This window comes from Stenotrophomonas sp. LGBM10 (genome assembly GCF_046736075.1).
Classification (GTDB): domain Bacteria; phylum Pseudomonadota; class Gammaproteobacteria; order Xanthomonadales; family Xanthomonadaceae; genus Stenotrophomonas.
The window spans coordinates 4,374,372-4,390,503 of the sequence record NZ_CP177163.1 but is presented as its reverse complement, the minus strand read 5'-3'; the positions used below and the strand labels follow the sequence as shown (position 1 = coordinate 4,390,503).

Here is a 16,132-nt window from a genome sequence, read left to right as displayed (position 1 = left end):
GACGAGGATGCGAACGGGGGCGCGCACGATATCGTGAGACATCACTTTAATCCAGCGTTTCGCGCGCTTTTTTTGCATCCGGCCGGCGTCAGCGCCATGCCTCGGCGACCCGCGCGCCCGCCCACACCAGCAGCATGCCGCCGGCCAGGCTGATGCCGAGGTACACCGGGACCATCGCGCCCCGGTCGGCGCGGACGAACAGCAGGCTTTCCAGCATCATCGACGAGAAGGTGGTCAGCCCACCAACGATGCCCACGATCAGGAAGGCGCGCCAGTAAAGCGCCGCGCCGCCGCGACTCTGCAGCCAGATCATCACGTAGCCGGCCACGAACGCGCCCACCAGGTTCACTGTCAGCGTGCCCCACGGGAAGCCGGCGCCGAACTGGCGCAGCATCGCATCACCCACCAGGAAACGCAGCCCAGCTCCCAGCGCGCCGCCGGCCATCACCAGCCCCAGCTGCTGCCACCAGACCCCGGCACCACTCATGGCCCGCCCTCCTTCGCGGCACGCGCCTCCGCCCGGGCGGCCCGCAGGCGGTCGAGCTTTTCCTTCAGCTTGATTTCCAGGCCGCGCGGCACCGGCTCGTAGTACACCCGCTCGCCCATCGCATCGGGGAAGCCGGTCTGGTCCAGCGCGATGCCGCCGTCGGCGTCGTGGTCGTACTGATAGGTCTTGCCGTAGCCCAGCTCCTTCATCAGCTTGGTCGGCGCGTTGCGCAGGTGCAGCGGCACCTCCTGGGTGCCGGTATCGCGCACCTCCTGACGGGCCCGGTTGAAGGCGGCATAGCCGGCGTTCGACTTGGCGGTGCTGGCCAGGTACAGCACCAGCTGCGCGAAGGCCAGTTCGCCTTCGGGGCTGCCCAGGCGTTCGTAGATGTCCCAGGCTTCCAGCGCCATCGACTGCGCGCGCGGGTCGGCCAGGCCGATGTCCTCGATCGCCATGCGGGTGAGGCGCCGCGCCAGATAGGACGGGTCGCAGCCACCGTCCAGCATGCGCGTCAGCCAGTACAGCGCCGCATCCGGGTTGGAGCTGCGCACCGATTTGTGCAGCGCCGAGATCTGGTCGTAGAACTGCTCGCCCCCCTTGTCGAAGCGGCGGGTACGGTCGGCCAGCACCTGCAGCAGCATCTCCGGCGTGATCCGCCCACCGTCGCCACCGGCCAGTTCGGCCGCGATCTCCAGCAGGGTCAGGGCACGGCGCACGTCGCCATCGGCGGCGGTGGCGATCTCCAGCAGGGATTCGGCCGACACGTCCAGCCCCTCGCCGGCGAGACCACGCGGCGCGTCGTGCAGGGCGCGCTCGAGCGCTTCAACGATATCCGCCGGCGACACCGCTTCGAGCACGTGCACGCGGCAACGCGAGAGCAATGCCGAGTTGAGCTCGAAGGACGGATTCTCGGTGGTGGCGCCTACGAACACGATGGTGCCGCGCTCGATGTGCGGCAGAAACGCATCCTGCTGCGCCTTGTTGAAGCGGTGCACCTCGTCGACGAACAGAACCGTGCGGCGGCCGTCGGCAAACCGCTGCGCGGCCTCGGCCAGTACCTGCCGCACTTCCGGCAGGCCGGACAGCACGGCGGAGATCGCCCGGAACTCGGCATCGGCATAGTGGGCCAGCAACAGCGCCAACGTGGTTTTGCCGCAGCCGGGCGGGCCCCACAGGATCATCGAATGGACGTGCCCGGACTCCACCGCCCGGCGCAGCGCACTGCCCGGTGCGAGCAGGCGCTTCTGCCCGACCATTTCGTCGAGGGTCTGGGGGCGCATCCGCTCGGCGAGCGGCCGCATGTTGTCCCGATCCACGGTCAGCAGATCGGGGCCATTGAATGTCGTTCGGTTTCTGGCCACGCCACCATTCTACCGTGGCGGGCCGGGATCACACCGTCATTCGCCGATGACGTCGGTGCCCTTGGCGGGGGTGAAGCTGAAGGTGCCGGCGGCGAAGCCCGGGTTGCGCTTCCAGCCGCTGAAGCTGATCACCGTGCGCTGGCCCACCGCGTCGACCACTTCCATCCGCGCCAGACCCTGCGCGTTGAAACCGAGCGCGGCGTACTGGAAGGCGGTATCGGTCTCACGCTTGGGCGTCAGCGACAGCCACTGCAGGCCATCGCGTGCGGCGGCCTCTTCGCTGACGTCGTACTGGCGATCCAGCAGGGCCGGATTGATCAACGCGGTCAGCGGGCTGTTCTGCTCTTCCTGGCCCTGCGCACGCACCGTGGCCTGCTCCAGGTCCGGCTCATACACCCACACCTTCTTGCCGTCGGCCACGATCAGCTGTTCGTGCGGCTTGATGTATTCCCAACGGAACAGGCGCGGGGCGGACAGCGCCACACGGCCACTGGTGGTTTCCTTGACCTTGCCCTTGCTGTCGAACACCTGCTGGCTGAACTGGCCATCCAGGCCCTTCAGGCCCTGGGTGAAGCGGTTGAGCTCGTCGCGGGCGCCCGCCCATGCAGTGGCCGAACCCACGCTGGCGCAGACCAGGGTGGCGGCGACGAGATAGCGACGGAGCGTGGTATGCATGCGGGTATCCAAACGTAAGGATGAGATGGGCGTCAGTGTGCCCATCCAATCCTGAATGGGCGATCAGGCCGACATTATGCGCTGTGTCGCCAAGGGCGTCTCGCTTCCCGCGGCACCTCGCCGCGCCCCTGGATTGCTGCATCGCAACAAGTTGCATGGACGATACGCATTGCCGGACACATCCTGCCTGCCCGCCGCGCCCTGCCCCGTGCAGCCGCGCGCCCCGCAGATCACGCCAGTCCAGCAGTGCAGAACATCCTCGATCGACTCGACGCCCAGGAGCGCATGCTCCACGCCCTCCGCGGACACATCACCGGCCTGGACCACGCCCTGCGGCTGTTGCTGGCCGGTTGCCCGGACATCCACATCATCCGTGCCGCGTGGGAGGACATCGCCATCGACATCGGCACGCGCACCGACCCGGCCGATCCGGCGATCTACCGCCACGCACTGGACCAGTGCATGGCCCGCGTCGCCGACCAGCTCAATGTCGCGGCGGTCCAGCGCGCGATCCACGCCGGCGCCTGAGCCGCGGCTCAGGGCGAGGCCTGCACCGTCCCCAGGTCGCCATACACCACCTGGCCGCGGAAGCCGCGCCGCACCTGCTGGTACAGGGCGCGGAACGCCGGATAGTCCTCCGGCTGGCAGAGCGCGTCGGCACCGCGCACGGCGCGCTGGTGCAGGCGGTGGTGGACGCGGATGGCCTGGCCCTCGCGCGACCAGTCAACCTGATACTCGCCCGCCGCATTGTGGAACTGCTGGCTGCGCGGGATGGCCACGATCGGCACGCCCGCCGGGAACGTGAGCCGGTAGGTTTCCTCGCGCAGGCTGTCGTTGCAGTAGAACGGCGTTGCGTTCTGCGGCGCGGAGGTGTTGGCGTACAGGTCGCGGAACGATTCGCCACCCGGTGCGTCGGGCAGTTTCATGCCGCCGACCACGCTGAAGTCCACGTAGTCTTCGGCCTTGAAGTCGTAGCGGTAGTTGAACGGCCGGGTCAGGTCCTGCGGATCGCCCAGCAGGGTCAGCGCGCCGCTGCCGTCGAAACCGGACGCGGCCATGATCGACTCCTCCACCCGCGTGCGGTTCTGTGCGTTGAGCCGTGCGAACGAGCCACGCATGCCGATCTCGGCAACCTCGCCCGGCACCTGCTGCGTCTGCCCGACCAGGTTGCCGTGGCGGTCGAACTGGAACGCCACCGACATCGCCAGGCCGTTGCGGCGCGCGTCGTTGTCCGGCGTGCGCGCCAGCACCGCCTGGCGGGTGTGCAGCACCGGCGCGCCCAGATCCCCCTCCGGCAACTGGCCGAAACGCGCGTACGGCGTGGTCGAGTCCAGGTACAGGTCGAACTCGGGCACGTAGGTGATGGCGTGGTTGAAGCGGCCGAGCAACGGAATCTCCGGCAGGCTGGGTCCGCCGCCGGCGCCGATCAGCACCGGCGTGCTGTCGATGCCGCGTGCGGCCAGCAGCGCCTCCAGGATCACCACGTGGTCCTTGCAGTCGCCGTAGTGGTTGTCGAGGATGCTCTGCGCCGGGTTCGGCTCCAGCCCGCCGTTGCCCAGATACACGGCGACGTAGCGGATGTTCTGCGCCACCCAGCGGTACAGCGCGGCAGCCTGCCCGCGCCGGTCATCGATACCGGCGGTGAGCTGGTCGGCCAGCGCCTGGATGCCCGGGGTGACGGCCGCCGCCTCGCCGCCTTTGACCTGGTAGGCGCGCCCCACCTGCGCCCAGTCCTGGTAGGTGCTGGCCATGATGGTGGGGCTGAACTCCCAGGCCGCCGCCGACCAGTTCTGCGCCTGCAGCGCCTCGGCACGCCGGTAATGCCACGCCCAGCGCGCGACGCCGTCGCGGATGACCGGCGCCTGGCTGCCCTGCACGCCGCGCTGCCGCACCTGCATCGGCAGTGATGCCGGCGCCGTCAGAGTGACGCGGGCGTCGTCGTACTGAGTAAACACGCTGAAGGTCTCCCACAGGCCAAAGTAGCCCGGAAAGTACGGCGTGTTCTGCACGCGCCGGGTGCGGTAGACCACGCGCGTGCCGGGGGCGAGATTGGGGAACACCACCACCCGCACCTTGCGGTCGGCATACATCGCCGCCGCCGCGCTGGAATAGCTTTCCTGGGTATAGATGCGGTCGGCCGGCACATCGCGGCGCTGGCCGTCGGCCGTCAGCGTGTACGCCTCCAGCACATCCAGCGTTTCCATCTTCTCGCTGTAGCTCAGGCGCACCTGGCTGAACTGCTCCACCGCCGCCTTGGTCTTGAGCAGGACCTCGTACGCCTCGGTCTGGGTGCTGCCGGCGTCGGCACGCACCTCGTAGTCGGCGCGATAGCGCACGAAGCTGAAATTGGTGGTGGCCTCGGCATCCTGGCCGGCCACCGGCGCGGCGGCGGCCGGCACCTGGTCGGCCGCCGCGGGGAACGAAAGCGCAACCAGCAGGCCCAACATTGCCCACGACAGGGAGGTCATGACGGAATCCTTTCGCGGCCACCGGGCCGCCGCCGTGCTGCGGTTACTTCGGAGGGGGCGGCGCCAGCACGCTGCGGTCGCCGTTGTGTTCGGGCGGACTGACCACGCCGGCCGCTTCCATCGCCTCGATCAGGCGGGCGGCACGGTTGTAGCCGATCTTCAGGCGACGCTGCACACCGGAGATGGACGCACGGCGGGTTTCGGTAACGATCCGCAGGGCCTCGTCATACAGGGGGTCGGACTCATCGCCGGCCCCGCCGCTGGCTTCAGGCAGGCCACCCGGGCCCACCACGACGCCATCGCCCATCATCTGCACTTCGTCGAGGACGCCACTGATGTAGTCGGCCGGGCCGCTGGCCTTGAGGTGCTCCACCACGCGATGCACTTCCTCGTCGGAGACGAACGCGCCGTGGACGCGATCAGGCAGCGCCGTGCCGGGCGGCAGGTACAGCATGTCGCCGTGGCCGAGCAGGGTTTCGGCGCCGGACTGGTCCAGGATGGTGCGCGAATCGATTTTCGAGCTCACCTGGAAACCGATGCGGGTCGGGATGTTGGCCTTGATCAGGCCGGTGATCACGTCCACCGACGGGCGCTGGGTCGCCAGGATCAGGTGGATGCCGGCCGCACGGGCCTTCTGCGCCAGGCGCGCGATCAGTTCTTCGACCTTCTTGCCGACGATCATCATCATGTCGGCGAATTCGTCGATGAAGATGACGATGAACGGCAGCGTTTCCAGCGGGCGCGGCGCTTCGCCGAGCTCGGGGTTGGGCTTGAACAGCGGGTCCATCAGCGGCTGCCCGGCGTCCTGGGCATCCTTGACCTTCTTGTTGAAGCCGGCCAGGTTGCGCACGCCCACCGCGCTCATCAGCTTGTAGCGGCGCTCCATCTCGGCCACGCACCAGCGCAGGCCGTTGGCGGCCTCCTTCATGTCGGTCACGACCGGCGCCAGCAGGTGCGGGATGCCCTGGTAGACGCTCAGTTCGAGCATCTTCGGGTCAATCATCAGCATCCGCAGGTCTTTCGGCGAGGCCTTGTACAGCAGGCTCAGCACCATCGCGTTGACCGCCACCGACTTGCCCGAACCGGTGGTGCCGGCGACCAGCAGGTGGGGCATGCGCGCCAGATCGGCCACGGTCGGGCGGCCGGCAATGTCCTTGCCCAGCGCCAGGGTCAGCACGCTGGCCGACTTGTCGTACTCCTTGGAGCGCAGCAGTTCGGACAGGTAGATCATTTCGCGGGTGACGTTGGGAATTTCCAGCCCCACCACCGACTTGCCCGGAATCACATCGACCACGCGCACCGACTTCACCGACAGGCCGCGCGCGATGTCCTTGTCCAGCGAGCTGATCTGGCTGACCTTGATGCCCGGCGCCGGCTCGATCTCGAAGCGGGTGATCACCGGGCCCGGATAGGCGCCGACCACCTGGGCCTCGATGCGGAAGTCCTTGAGCTTGAACTCGATCTGGCGCGACAGGGTTTCCAGCGTTTCCTCGTCGTAGCCCTTGGGCTGCGGCTTGGGGTCGTCCAGCAGCGCCAGCGGCGGCACGTCCGACCCATCGCCGTTGACCCCGCGGAACATCGGAATCTGGGTTTCGCGCTTGGCCCGGTCGCTCTTCTCCAGCACCGGCTCGGGACGTGGCTCGATCTTCACCGGCTCACGCTTGGCGCGCACTTCGGCATCGACCTTGCGCACTTCCTGGCGCTCCTCGCGCAGCGCGCGGGTCTGCTGCCATTCGGTGGCCTGCTCCTTCTTGCGGTTGAGCAGCGGCGGCAGCGCCAGCACGGCCCGGCCGATCTTCTCCATCACCGTGAACCAGGACAGACCGGTCGCCAGGGTGATCGAGGCCAGCAGCAGCACCAGCACGAACAGGTTCGCGCCCAGTTCGCCAAAACCGACGGTCAGCGAGGTGCCGACCAGCTTGCCGAGAATGCCGCCGGCGCTGGCCACGTCCACCTGGTTGTACAGCCGCAGGTGCATGAAGCCGGTACCGGCGATCAGGAAACCGACCAGGCCGATCAGGCGCAGCGCCGGGTCCAGGTCGTGCTCGCCCTTGCCTTCGCGCTTGAGCCCGAACATGGCGATCCACGCCAGCGCGCCCAGCACCACCGGCAGCACGAAGGCGATGAAGCCGAACAGCTGCAGCAGCACATCGGCCACCCAGGCGCCGACCCGCCCGCCCATGTTGTGCACCGGCGCGACCACGCTGCCGGTGTGTGACCAGCCCGGATCGGTTGCCGAATAGGTGAACAGACTGGCCACCAGATACAGCAGCGCCGGCGCCACGGCGATCACGCCAAGATCCCGCCACAACCGCTGCCGGCGCGGATTGTCCGCGCTCGCGGCCTTGCGCGACGGCGCCTTGTTGTCGGGAGACTTGGATCGTTCCGGGACCTGTTTCGCCACCTTAGACCAGACCTTGGGAATGCACTGTTAGTGCTTGATAATAAACGACTCACCGCCCTGTCGATAGGTGCCAACCCCGGGTCGGCACGTCGGAACGGCACTCGGACCGTCAAAACCCCGGCGCTGGGCAGGGATGGCGCCTTCGCTGGCCCGCGCCGTTCCACCGGCCGCCTTGAATCGCCCCGCCCCTGCCGCCACTCTATGGCGTGCCACGGACGCCAGGCAATCACCGCCCGCGCACCGTCCCATCACCTCAACGCGAGTCTACATGAGCAATTCCACGCCCTCCCGCCACCAGAAGCTCGTCATCCTCGGTTCCGGCCCCGCCGGCTGGACGGCCGCCGTCTACGCCGCCCGCGCCAACCTCAAGCCGGTAGTGATCACCGGCCTGCAGCAGGGCGGCCAGCTGATGACCACCACGGAAGTGGACAACTGGCCGGGCGATGCGCATGGCCTGATGGGCCCGGACCTGATGGCGCGCATGCAGGCGCACGCCGAGCGCTTCGAGACCGAGGTGATCTTCGATCACATCCACACCGCCGACCTGTCCAAGCGCCCGTTCACGCTGATCGGTGACAGCGCCGAGTACACCTGCGACGCCCTGATCATCGCCACCGGCGCTACGGCCAAGTACCTGGGCATTCCGAGCGAAGAGGCCTTCAAGGGCCGCGGCGTGTCGGCGTGCGCCACCTGCGACGGCTTCTTCTACCGCGACCAGGACGTGGTCGTGGTCGGTGGCGGCAACACCGCCGTGGAAGAGGCGCTGTACCTGTCCAACATCGCCCGCAAGGTCTACCTGATCCACCGCCGTGACACCCTCAAGGCGGAGAAGATCATGCAGGACAAGCTGTTCGCCAAGGTGGCCGCCGGCAAGATCGAGACCGTGTGGCACCACCAGGTCGACGAAGTGCTGGGCAACGATGCCGGCGTCACCGGCGTGCGCGTGAAGTCCACGCTGGACGGCAGTACCCGCGACATCGAGGCGCATGGCTTCTTCGTGGCGATCGGCCACCACCCCAACACCAGCCTGTTCGACGGCCAGCTGAGCATGAACAACGGCTACCTGGACATCCGTTCGGGCCTGGGCGGCAACGCCACCCAGACCTCGGTGGAAGGCGTGTTCGCCGCCGGCGACGTCGCCGACCAGCATTACCGCCAGGCGATCACCTCGGCCGGCTTCGGCTGCATGGCCGCACTGGACGCCGAGCGCTACCTGGATGCGAAGGGCGACCTGGGCTGATCCTGGCAGCACCGACGCAGCAGCTGAAGGCCGGCGCAATGCGCCGGCCTTTTTGTTATTGACTACAGCCAAGCCGGCCGGGGCCAAACGCCGGCCCGGCACCCCTGCGACGCGGGCCAGCAACGGCTACGAACTGCGGATGCACTGCTGCCAATGCCGGACCGGCACCGATGTGACCCCGTCATCGTCGACCAGCGAGGTCTCCCATAACAGCGGCGCCGAACCGGCGTTGTTGCAGACCAGTGCGATCTTGAGCGGGGTGGACTGGGGCGCATCCACGGCGACCTCATTGTCCCTGCACACCCAGCCCGGCGGGCACCCCACATTGCGGGTCACGATACGCAACGGGTACTGCGGGTAGCCCTCGAACGGCACGTCGAACCGGGAAGTCTTCATACCCTCTGCCTCGGTGAAGGGAAGTGGCGATGGAGCGGCAGCCCCTCGTACAGGATGTCAACCTGCACTTCCTCGAGGACAGCCCGCTCCATGTAATACCGAACCGAACCACGGATATCCTGCACCACCTCCTCGGTGGAGCCATCGTCTTCAGCGGGCAGGAATCCCGGGCCAAAATCGATGATGAGGCGCCTGCCCGCAATATCCGCCCGGGCAGTGACGGTCACATTCGTCGGCAGCGATTGCTCCATCCTGTCCAGGTCAAGAAGACGCTGCGCCTCACGGGTGAGCAGCAGATCCAGCGCCGCATCACTCCCGACACCTTCTGATGGCCCAACCTGGCGCGCAGCTGCCCCGTGGGAAAGGCAACCGCAAAGAACCAGCAAAGCCAGACCGAACCGTCGCCAATGAACCAGGGTTTCCATGATCGTTTCCTTCGACGAGAGTGGAAGGCACTTTGCTGAACCGCCTCCAGCCTGCCGCGCGCAATCGCGCCAAACGCTGCGCTATCGCCCAAATACGACGGCCTGCCGAACGGCGTTTCAATCGCCAACCCCAAACGCATAGCCCCACCCTCAACACCCCGCTCACCATCGCTCTGCCCTATCCTTCCCACATGCCCGACCCCCGCTTCCTGCACCGCCTGTCCGACGTTTCCCCGGCCGCCTGGGATGCCCTGCACGATGGGCGCAACCCGTTTGTTTCCCACGCCTTCCTGCACGGCCTGGAAGCGCATGGCTGCCTGCGCCCGGAATGGGGCTGGCGCCCGCGCCACTTCACCCTGTGGGACGGCGATACGCTGGTCGGCGCGATCCCCGGCTATCTCAAGGACAACTCGCACGGCGAGTTCGTGTTCGACCACGCCTGGGCGCATGCCTACGCGCAGCACGGGCGCGATTACTTCCCCAAGTGGCTCGGCGCGGTGCCGTACTCGCCGGTGACCGGGCCGCGCATGTTGGCGCGTGACGACGCACACCGCACCGCCCTGCTGGAGGCGCTCACCGCCGAGGTGGGACGCAGGGGCTGGTCCTCGGCGCACCTCAACTTCCATCCCGACGCGGAGAACCCCGCGTTCGGCGCGGACTGGATGCGCCGCGAAGACATCCAGTTCCAGTGGCACAACCCGGGCGACTGGCACCGTTTCGAGGACTTCCTCGCGGCAATGGACCACAAGCACCGCAAGAACATCCGCCAGGAGCGCGCCAAGCTCGCCCGCAGTGGCGTCACGTATCGCATCGTCCACGGCGACGAGGCCAGCGCGGACGACCTGCAGGCCATGCATGGCTTCTACCTGCAGACCTTCGCCGAATACGGCAACTCCCCGGCGCTGACCCTGCCGTTCCTGCAGCACCTGGCCCAGGCGCTGCCGCGCCAGCTGGTGCTTTTCCTGGCCCTGCACGACGGCACCCCGATTGCCGGCGCACTGTGCCTGCGCGGGGCGGACACGCTGTACGGCCGCTACTGGGGCGGCGCCACCCTGCCCGGCCTGCATTTCGAGACCTGCTACTACCAGGGGATCGAGTACTGCCTGCGCGAGGGCGTGACCCGCTTCGAGCCCGGCGCCCAGGGCGAGCACAAGCTGGCGCGCGGCTTCCTGCCGCAGCGCGTGTACAGCCACCACTGGATCGCCGAGCCGGCCTTCGCCGCCGCACTGGCCGACTGGTGCGCGCACGAGCGCGCCGAAGTCGATGGCTACGCGCGCACGCTGGCCGCACACAGCCCGTTCAAGGTGCCCGGCGCATGAGCCGGCGCCTGCCCTGGCAGCTGGACCCGCGCCCGGACGCCCCCTTCCCGCCGGCCGAGACCGCCCTGCACGAGCCGGATGGCCTGCTGGCCATCGGCGGCGACCTGCACCCGGTGCGCCTGCTCAACGCCTACGCCAGCGGGGTGTTTCCGTGGTTCTCCGAGGGCCAGCCGCTGCTGTGGTGGTCGCCGGACCCGCGCATGGTGTTCCGCCCGGAAGGGGTCCACCTGTCTGCGCGGCTCCGCCGCACGCTGCGCGGCAGCACCTGGCAGTTGCGCGCCGACACCTGCTTTGACGCGGTGATCGCCGCCTGCGCGGCCAGCCCGCGCCCGGGCCAGGACGGCACCTGGATCACCGCCGCCATGCAGGAGGCCTACGTGGCCCTGCACCGGCTGGGCCACGCGCATTCGGTCGAGGTGTTCGACGGCGAGCACCTGGTCGGCGGCATCTATGGCGTGGCCATCGGCCGGATGTTCTTTGGCGAAAGCATGTTCACTGCGGCCAGCGGTGGCTCCAAGGTGGCCCTGGCCGGGCTCGCCCATCAGCTGGCGCTGTGGGGCTGGCCACTGATCGATGCGCAGGTGGAGAACGATCACCTGCTGCGCATGGGCGCCGAGCATTGGCCGCGCGCGCGGTTTCTGGAGGTGGTGCGTGAGCAGGTGACGGTGCCAGAGGCGCCGGGGGGCTGGACGGAGCGGTTTGGGGTGTTGGCGGCTTCTTCGCTGGTGTAGGGCTGCTGGGGCGTCTGGCGGGTGATTAACACAAACTTTGCATCCGCGGGGAAGAGTGCGTAAAATGCCCGCTCTTAAGGCCAGCTCGGCCGTTTACAGAACTGCACAGGACTACATGTCGAAAGACGACTCCATCGAGTTCGAAGGCACCGTCAGCGAGACGCTGCCGAACACCACTTTCCGCGTCCGACTGGAAAATGGGCATGAAATCATCGCCCACATCTCCGGCCGCATGCGCAAGAACTACATCCGCATCCTGACGGGCGACCGTGTCAAGGTCGAAATGACGCCCTACGACCTGACCAAGGGTCGCATCACGTACCGCATGAAGTAAGCGGTTCGGGGCGGCTTCCCAACAGAAGCCCCGCCAGAAGGCCAGCCAGGGAGCTGGCCTTTTTGCGTGGGCGCCATTCAGGAAAGCGCCCCCTGCCATGCGGCACCCTGACCGTACGCACCCTGACATCGGTCAGCGTGCCTTGCTGCAGATTCGCCCTGGCGGGACGTCGCGCATGCTGGCAGTCGGTCCAGTCCGGACCGCCACCCCTGCCCCTGCCATGAAGACCCTGATCGCCTCCTCCCTGCTCGCCCTTGCCGCCATCGCCCCGGCGCAGGCCGCCGAAACCGCCGCATCCGCCCCCGCGGACTGCATCACCCTGTCGTCGGACCAGCAGTTGGTGCGCGCCGGCGCCAGCCGCAGCATCCTGCTGCGCAATGCCGACCAGCATTTCGTCGTGCACTTCCGCAACAGCTGCGACAGTGCCGCCATCTCCCCCACGCTCACCTTCGAGACCAACGGCCAGGAAGGCCAGCTGTGCAGCGCCGCCGGCAGCGTGCTGAAGACCCGCACGCAGAGCTGCGAGATCGCCTCGCTGGAGCCGATCTCCGCCGAGAGCTACGCCCGCAAGGCGCGCAACCGCCGCTGAGCCGCGTGAAAAAAGAAGCCCCCGCAGAGCGGGGGCTTCCTGGTTTCCGGTGACCGCCGGTTGCGCGGCCCTTACTCCACCGTGGCCGGCAGGCGACGCTCCGGTTCGGCCTGGGTTTCGATGAACAGCTCGTCGTCGCGCACGTCGATGCTCACCCTGCCGCCGTTGATCAACTTGCCGAACAGCAGTTCGTCGGCGAGCGGACGCTTGATCTTGTCCTGGATCACGCGGGCCATCGGGCGGGCACCCATCAGCGGATCGAAACCGTGGTGGGCCAGCCAGTCGCGCGCGGTCGGCGTGGCCGACAGGCTGACGTGCTTCTCCTGCAGCAGCATCTCCAGCTCGATCAGGAACTTGTCCACCACCCGCAGGATGTGCTCGAAGCCCAGCGGCTGGAACTGCACGATCGCATCCAGGCGGTTGCGGAACTCCGGCGTGAAGCTCTTGCGGATGACTTCCATCGCATCGGTGGCGTGATCCTGGCGGGTGAAGCCGATGGAACGCCGCGCGGCCTGCGCCGCGCCCGCATTGGTGGTCATCACCAGCACCACGTTCTTGAAGTTGGCTTCGCGCCCGTTGGTATCGGTGAGCACGCCACGGTCCATGACCTGAAGCAGGATGTTGAAGATGTCCGGGTGGGCTTTCTCCACCTCGTCCAGCAGCAGCACGCAGTGCGGGGTCTTGACGATCTTCTCGGTGAGCAGGCCGCCCTGGTCGAAGCCGACATAGCCCGGAGGGGCACCGATCAGGCGGCTGATCGAATGCGGCTCCATGTACTCGCTCATGTCAAAGCGCACCAGCTCGATGCCCAGCTGCAGCGCGAGCTGCTTGGTCACCTCGGTCTTGCCCACGCCGGTGGGGCCGGCGAACAGGAAGTTGCCGATCGGCTTTTCGGGATTGCCCAGGCCCGAACGGGCCAGCTTGATCGCCGAGGCCAGCGACTCGATGGCCGGGTCCTGTCCGAAGATCACCATCTTCAGGTTGCGCTCCAGATGCTGCAGCACATCCTTGTCGGTGGCGCTGACCTGCTTGGCCGGAATGCGTGCCATCTTGGCGATGATCGTCTCGATCTCCTCGATGTCGATCAGCTCCTTGCGCTGCCCTTCGGGCATCAGGCGCTGGCGGGCACCGGCCTCGTCGATCACGTCGATGGCCTTGTCCGGCAGCAGGCGGTCGCCGATGTGCTTGACCGACAGGTCCACCGCCGCCTGCAGCGCATCATCGGCATAGGTCACGCCGTGGTGCGCTTCGTACTTGGGCTTGAGGCCCTGCAGGATCTCGTAGGTTTCACCGACCGTGGGCTCGACGATGTCGATCTTCTGGAAGCGGCGCGCCAGGGCGCGATCCTTCTCGAAGATGCCCCGGTATTCCTGGAACGTGGTCGAGCCGATGCAGCGCAGCTCGCCCGACGCCAGTGCCGGCTTGATCAGGTTGGAGGCATCCATCGTGCCGCCGGACGCCGAGCCGGCACCGATGATGGTGTGGATCTCGTCGATGAACAGCACCGCGTTCGGCAGCTTCTTCATCGCGGTCAGCACGCCCTTCAGGCGCTTCTCGAAATCGCCGCGGTACTTGGTGCCGGCCACCAGTGCGCCCAGGTCGAGCGAATAGATGACGGCATCGGCCAGTACGTCGGGCACCGACCCTTCCACGATGCGCTTGGCCAGGCCTTCGGCAATGGCGGTCTTGCCCACGCCGGCCTCGCCCACATAGAGCGGGTTGTTCTTGCGGCGGCGGCACAGCACCTGGATGGTGCGCTCGATCTCATCGGCACGGCCGACCAGCGGGTCGATCTTGCCGTTGCGCGCCTGCTCGTTGAGGTTGCTGGCGAACTCGGCCAGGGCATCGCCCTTGCTTTCGCCCTCGCCCCCTTCGGCCCGGCCCTCGCCATCGGCCGACGGCGGCACCTCGCCCTCCTCACCCAGCTTGGCAATGCCGTGGGAGAGGTAGTTGACGATATCCAGCCGGGTGACGTCCTGCTGGTTGAGGTAGTAGACCGCGTGCGAGTCCTTCTCGCCGAAGATGGCAACCAGCACGTTGGCGCCGGTGACCTCCTTCTTGCCCGAGGATTGCACGTGGTACACCGCGCGTTGCAGCACGCGCTGGAAGCCCAGGGTGGGCTGGGTGTCGCGCCCGTCGTCTTCGGCCAGGCGCGAGACCGAGGCCTCGATGGCCTGCTCAAGCTCCTGGCGCAGGCGCTCGGCATCGGCGCCACAGGCCTTGAGCACGGCTTGGGCGGAAGGGTTGTCGAGCAGTGCCAAAAGCAGGTGTTCCACCGTCATGAACTCATGCCGGGCCTCACGGGCGCGCTTGTAGCACTGTCCGATGGTGTGTTCGAGGTCTTTACTGAACATGATCAACTCCGGCGGCAGTTGGGAACAATATGCGGCCAACCTTCACGATTTCCATCACCCTAGCGGATCGGTGCGTTCAGATGGCGTTAGCACTCCACCGATCGCCCTTCTCCGCCTGCGAGACCCATGATGCCCGAACTTCAGCTCACGAAATGGCAGCTTGCACGTGATGGCGACGTCATCGCCACGCCCCACGCCCGTGTGTGGCCGGTCCGCCTCCCCGACGGAACCCCGGCGATGTTGAAGATGAGCACGTGCGCAGAGGAGCGGAACGGCCACCGCCTGCTGCGCTGGTGGGACGGCGACGGTGCGGTGCGGGTGCTGGCGTGGCAGGACGAGGCGCTGCTGATGGAGCGCGCCGTGCCGGGCACCTCGCTGCGGCACATGGCACAGGACGGGCGGGATGCGGCGGCCACGGCGATCCTGTGCGGCGTGCTGGCGCGGCTGCACGCCCCGCGCGCGGCGCCACCGGAGGAACTGGTGACCCTGCAGACCTGGTTCGCCGACCTGCTGGCGCCATCGCTGCCACTGTCGCCATTGCTGGAACAGTGCAGATCACTCGCGATCCGGCAGCTGGATGCCCAGATCGAGCTACGCCCGCTGCATGGCGACCTGCACCACGACAACGTGCTCGACGGCGGCCCACGCGGCTGGCTGGCGATCGACCCCAAGCGGCTGCTGGGCGATCGCGCCTTCGACTACACGGTGCTCTTCTGCAACCCGGACCTGTGCGGGCCGGATATCCACGTGGCCACGCAGCCGGCGGTGTTCGATGCCCGGCTTGCCCAGGTCTGCGCCCTGGCCGGGATCGACAGACGGCGCCTGCTGGCCTGGATCGCGGCCAGCGCCGGCCTGTCGGCGGTGTGGTTCCTGGCCGATGGCGACGACGCGGCGGTGGACCTGACGGTGGCGGAACTGGCGCTGCGGCGGCTTGCGGACGCCTGAGCGCCAGCCCGGCATCAGCCGCCGGTCTTTTCCATCGTGCACAGCAGCGGATGCTGGTTCATGCGCGAGAATTCATTGACCTGGGCGACCTTGGACTCGGCCACCTCGCGGGTGAATACCCCGCAGACGCCGCGGCCGCGGGTATGCACGTGGAGCATCACCTGCGTGGCCTTGTCCAGGTCCATCGCGAAGAAATGCTGCAGCACCGTCACCACGAAATCCATGGGGGTGTAGTCGTCGTTCAACAGCATGACCTGGTAGAACGGCGGCGGCGCGACTTCCGGCCGTGCAGGCTCAAGCAGCACGCCGTGGTCGTGGTGGGGTTCGTGGGAAGGCTCTCGTGGCATCGGGCCATTATAGGGCCCTGCCCGCAGGATTGGACGTTGCCCCCCGTGGCCCTTCAC

16 protein-coding genes are annotated in these 16,132 nt (G+C 67.6%); 7 read left to right on the top strand and 9 right to left on the bottom strand.

Annotated features, from left to right (window positions below):
- Positions 1 to 88: 88 nt before the first annotated feature.
- The 3 genes from crcB to lolA all read right to left on the bottom strand — a co-directional run bounded on the left by crcB (position 89) and on the right by lolA (position 2,523).
- The gene (gene crcB / locus ACLB90_RS19390) at positions 89 to 487 is read right to left on the bottom strand and encodes a fluoride efflux transporter CrcB (protein ID WP_411850977.1); all 399 of its coding nucleotides are present in this window, start codon (positions 485 to 487) and stop codon (positions 89 to 91) included.
- A complete protein-coding gene (locus tag ACLB90_RS19385; RefSeq protein WP_411850976.1) occupies positions 484 to 1,788 on the bottom strand; it encodes a replication-associated recombination protein A in 1,305 nt (434 codons plus the stop codon). The genes crcB and ACLB90_RS19385 overlap by 4 nt, the downstream gene beginning before the upstream one ends.
- A 96-nt stretch (positions 1,789 to 1,884) precedes the next feature.
- Positions 1,885 to 2,523, bottom strand: coding sequence for an outer membrane lipoprotein chaperone LolA (gene lolA, locus ACLB90_RS19380; RefSeq protein WP_411850975.1), 639 nt, complete (start codon positions 2,521 to 2,523; stop codon positions 1,885 to 1,887).
- Between the two features lie 285 nt (positions 2,524 to 2,808).
- Here lolA and ACLB90_RS19375 point away from each other — a divergent pair, with 285 nt between their 5' ends.
- Positions 2,809 to 3,051, top strand: a complete 243-nt coding sequence (locus tag ACLB90_RS19375; RefSeq protein ID WP_411850974.1) for a hypothetical protein — start codon at positions 2,809 to 2,811, stop codon at positions 3,049 to 3,051.
- Positions 3,052 to 3,059: 8 nt separating this feature from the next.
- Here the strand turns inward: ACLB90_RS19375 and ACLB90_RS19370 are convergent, their stop codons facing one another.
- Positions 3,060 to 4,991: a DUF3857 domain-containing protein gene (locus tag ACLB90_RS19370; RefSeq protein WP_411850973.1), complete on the bottom strand. Its 1,932-nt coding sequence runs from the start codon at positions 4,989 to 4,991 to the stop codon at positions 3,060 to 3,062.
- Between the two features lie 43 nt (positions 4,992 to 5,034).
- Positions 5,035 to 7,395 carry a DNA translocase FtsK gene (locus ACLB90_RS19365; protein ID WP_411850972.1) on the bottom strand — a complete coding sequence of 787 codons (2,361 nt, stop codon included), beginning with the start codon at positions 7,393 to 7,395 and terminating at the stop codon, positions 5,035 to 5,037.
- 268 nt (positions 7,396 to 7,663) lie between these two features.
- On the opposite strand from ACLB90_RS19365, the gene trxB reads away from it, so the two are divergent.
- Positions 7,664 to 8,635, top strand: coding sequence for a thioredoxin-disulfide reductase (gene trxB, locus ACLB90_RS19360; RefSeq protein WP_411850971.1), 972 nt, complete (start codon positions 7,664 to 7,666; stop codon positions 8,633 to 8,635).
- Positions 8,636 to 8,761: 126 nt separating this feature from the next.
- On the opposite strand, the gene ACLB90_RS19355 is transcribed toward trxB, so the two are convergent.
- Both ACLB90_RS19355 and ACLB90_RS19350 read right to left on the bottom strand, forming a co-directional pair.
- Positions 8,762 to 9,031 carry a hypothetical protein gene (locus tag ACLB90_RS19355; RefSeq protein WP_411850970.1) on the bottom strand — a complete coding sequence of 90 codons (270 nt, stop codon included), beginning with the start codon at positions 9,029 to 9,031 and terminating at the stop codon, positions 8,762 to 8,764.
- Positions 9,028 to 9,456, bottom strand: a complete 429-nt coding sequence (locus ACLB90_RS19350) for a hypothetical protein (protein ID WP_411850969.1) — start codon at positions 9,454 to 9,456, stop codon at positions 9,028 to 9,030. Before ACLB90_RS19350 ends, ACLB90_RS19355 begins: the two co-directional genes overlap by 4 nt.
- A gap of 191 nt (positions 9,457 to 9,647) precedes the next feature.
- Between ACLB90_RS19350 and ACLB90_RS19345 the strand changes: the two genes are divergently transcribed.
- From ACLB90_RS19345 to ACLB90_RS19330, 4 genes are all read left to right on the top strand, one after another.
- Entirely contained in the window at positions 9,648 to 10,775 is a 1,128-nt protein-coding gene (locus ACLB90_RS19345) for a GNAT family N-acetyltransferase (protein ID WP_411850968.1), read from the top strand.
- Positions 10,772 to 11,506: a leucyl/phenylalanyl-tRNA--protein transferase gene (aat, locus tag ACLB90_RS19340; protein ID WP_411850967.1), complete on the top strand. Its 735-nt coding sequence runs from the start codon at positions 10,772 to 10,774 to the stop codon at positions 11,504 to 11,506. Before ACLB90_RS19345 ends, aat begins: the two co-directional genes overlap by 4 nt.
- Before the next feature lie 115 nt (positions 11,507 to 11,621).
- A complete protein-coding gene (infA, locus tag ACLB90_RS19335) occupies positions 11,622 to 11,840 on the top strand; it encodes a translation initiation factor IF-1 (protein WP_005409596.1) in 219 nt (72 codons plus the stop codon).
- A 220-nt stretch (positions 11,841 to 12,060) separates the two neighbouring features.
- On the top strand, positions 12,061 to 12,429 hold the full coding sequence (locus ACLB90_RS19330) for a hypothetical protein (RefSeq protein WP_411850966.1): 369 nt from the start codon (positions 12,061 to 12,063) through the stop codon (positions 12,427 to 12,429).
- A gap of 71 nt (positions 12,430 to 12,500) precedes the next feature.
- Here ACLB90_RS19330 and clpA read toward each other — a convergent pair whose 3' ends face one another.
- Positions 12,501 to 14,783 (bottom strand): ATP-dependent Clp protease ATP-binding subunit ClpA, encoded by a 2,283-nt coding sequence (clpA, locus tag ACLB90_RS19325; RefSeq protein WP_411850965.1) that lies wholly within the window; start codon positions 14,781 to 14,783, stop codon positions 12,501 to 12,503.
- Between the two features lie 129 nt (positions 14,784 to 14,912).
- Between clpA and ACLB90_RS19320 the strand changes: the two genes are divergently transcribed.
- Positions 14,913 to 15,728 carry an APH(6)-I family aminoglycoside O-phosphotransferase gene (locus tag ACLB90_RS19320; RefSeq protein ID WP_411850964.1) on the top strand — a complete coding sequence of 272 codons (816 nt, stop codon included), beginning with the start codon at positions 14,913 to 14,915 and terminating at the stop codon, positions 15,726 to 15,728.
- A 14-nt stretch (positions 15,729 to 15,742) separates the two neighbouring features.
- Here the strand turns inward: ACLB90_RS19320 and clpS are convergent, their stop codons facing one another.
- Positions 15,743 to 16,075: an ATP-dependent Clp protease adapter ClpS gene (gene clpS, locus ACLB90_RS19315; RefSeq protein WP_411850963.1), complete on the bottom strand. Its 333-nt coding sequence runs from the start codon at positions 16,073 to 16,075 to the stop codon at positions 15,743 to 15,745.
- Between the last annotated feature and the right edge of the window lie 57 nt (positions 16,076 to 16,132).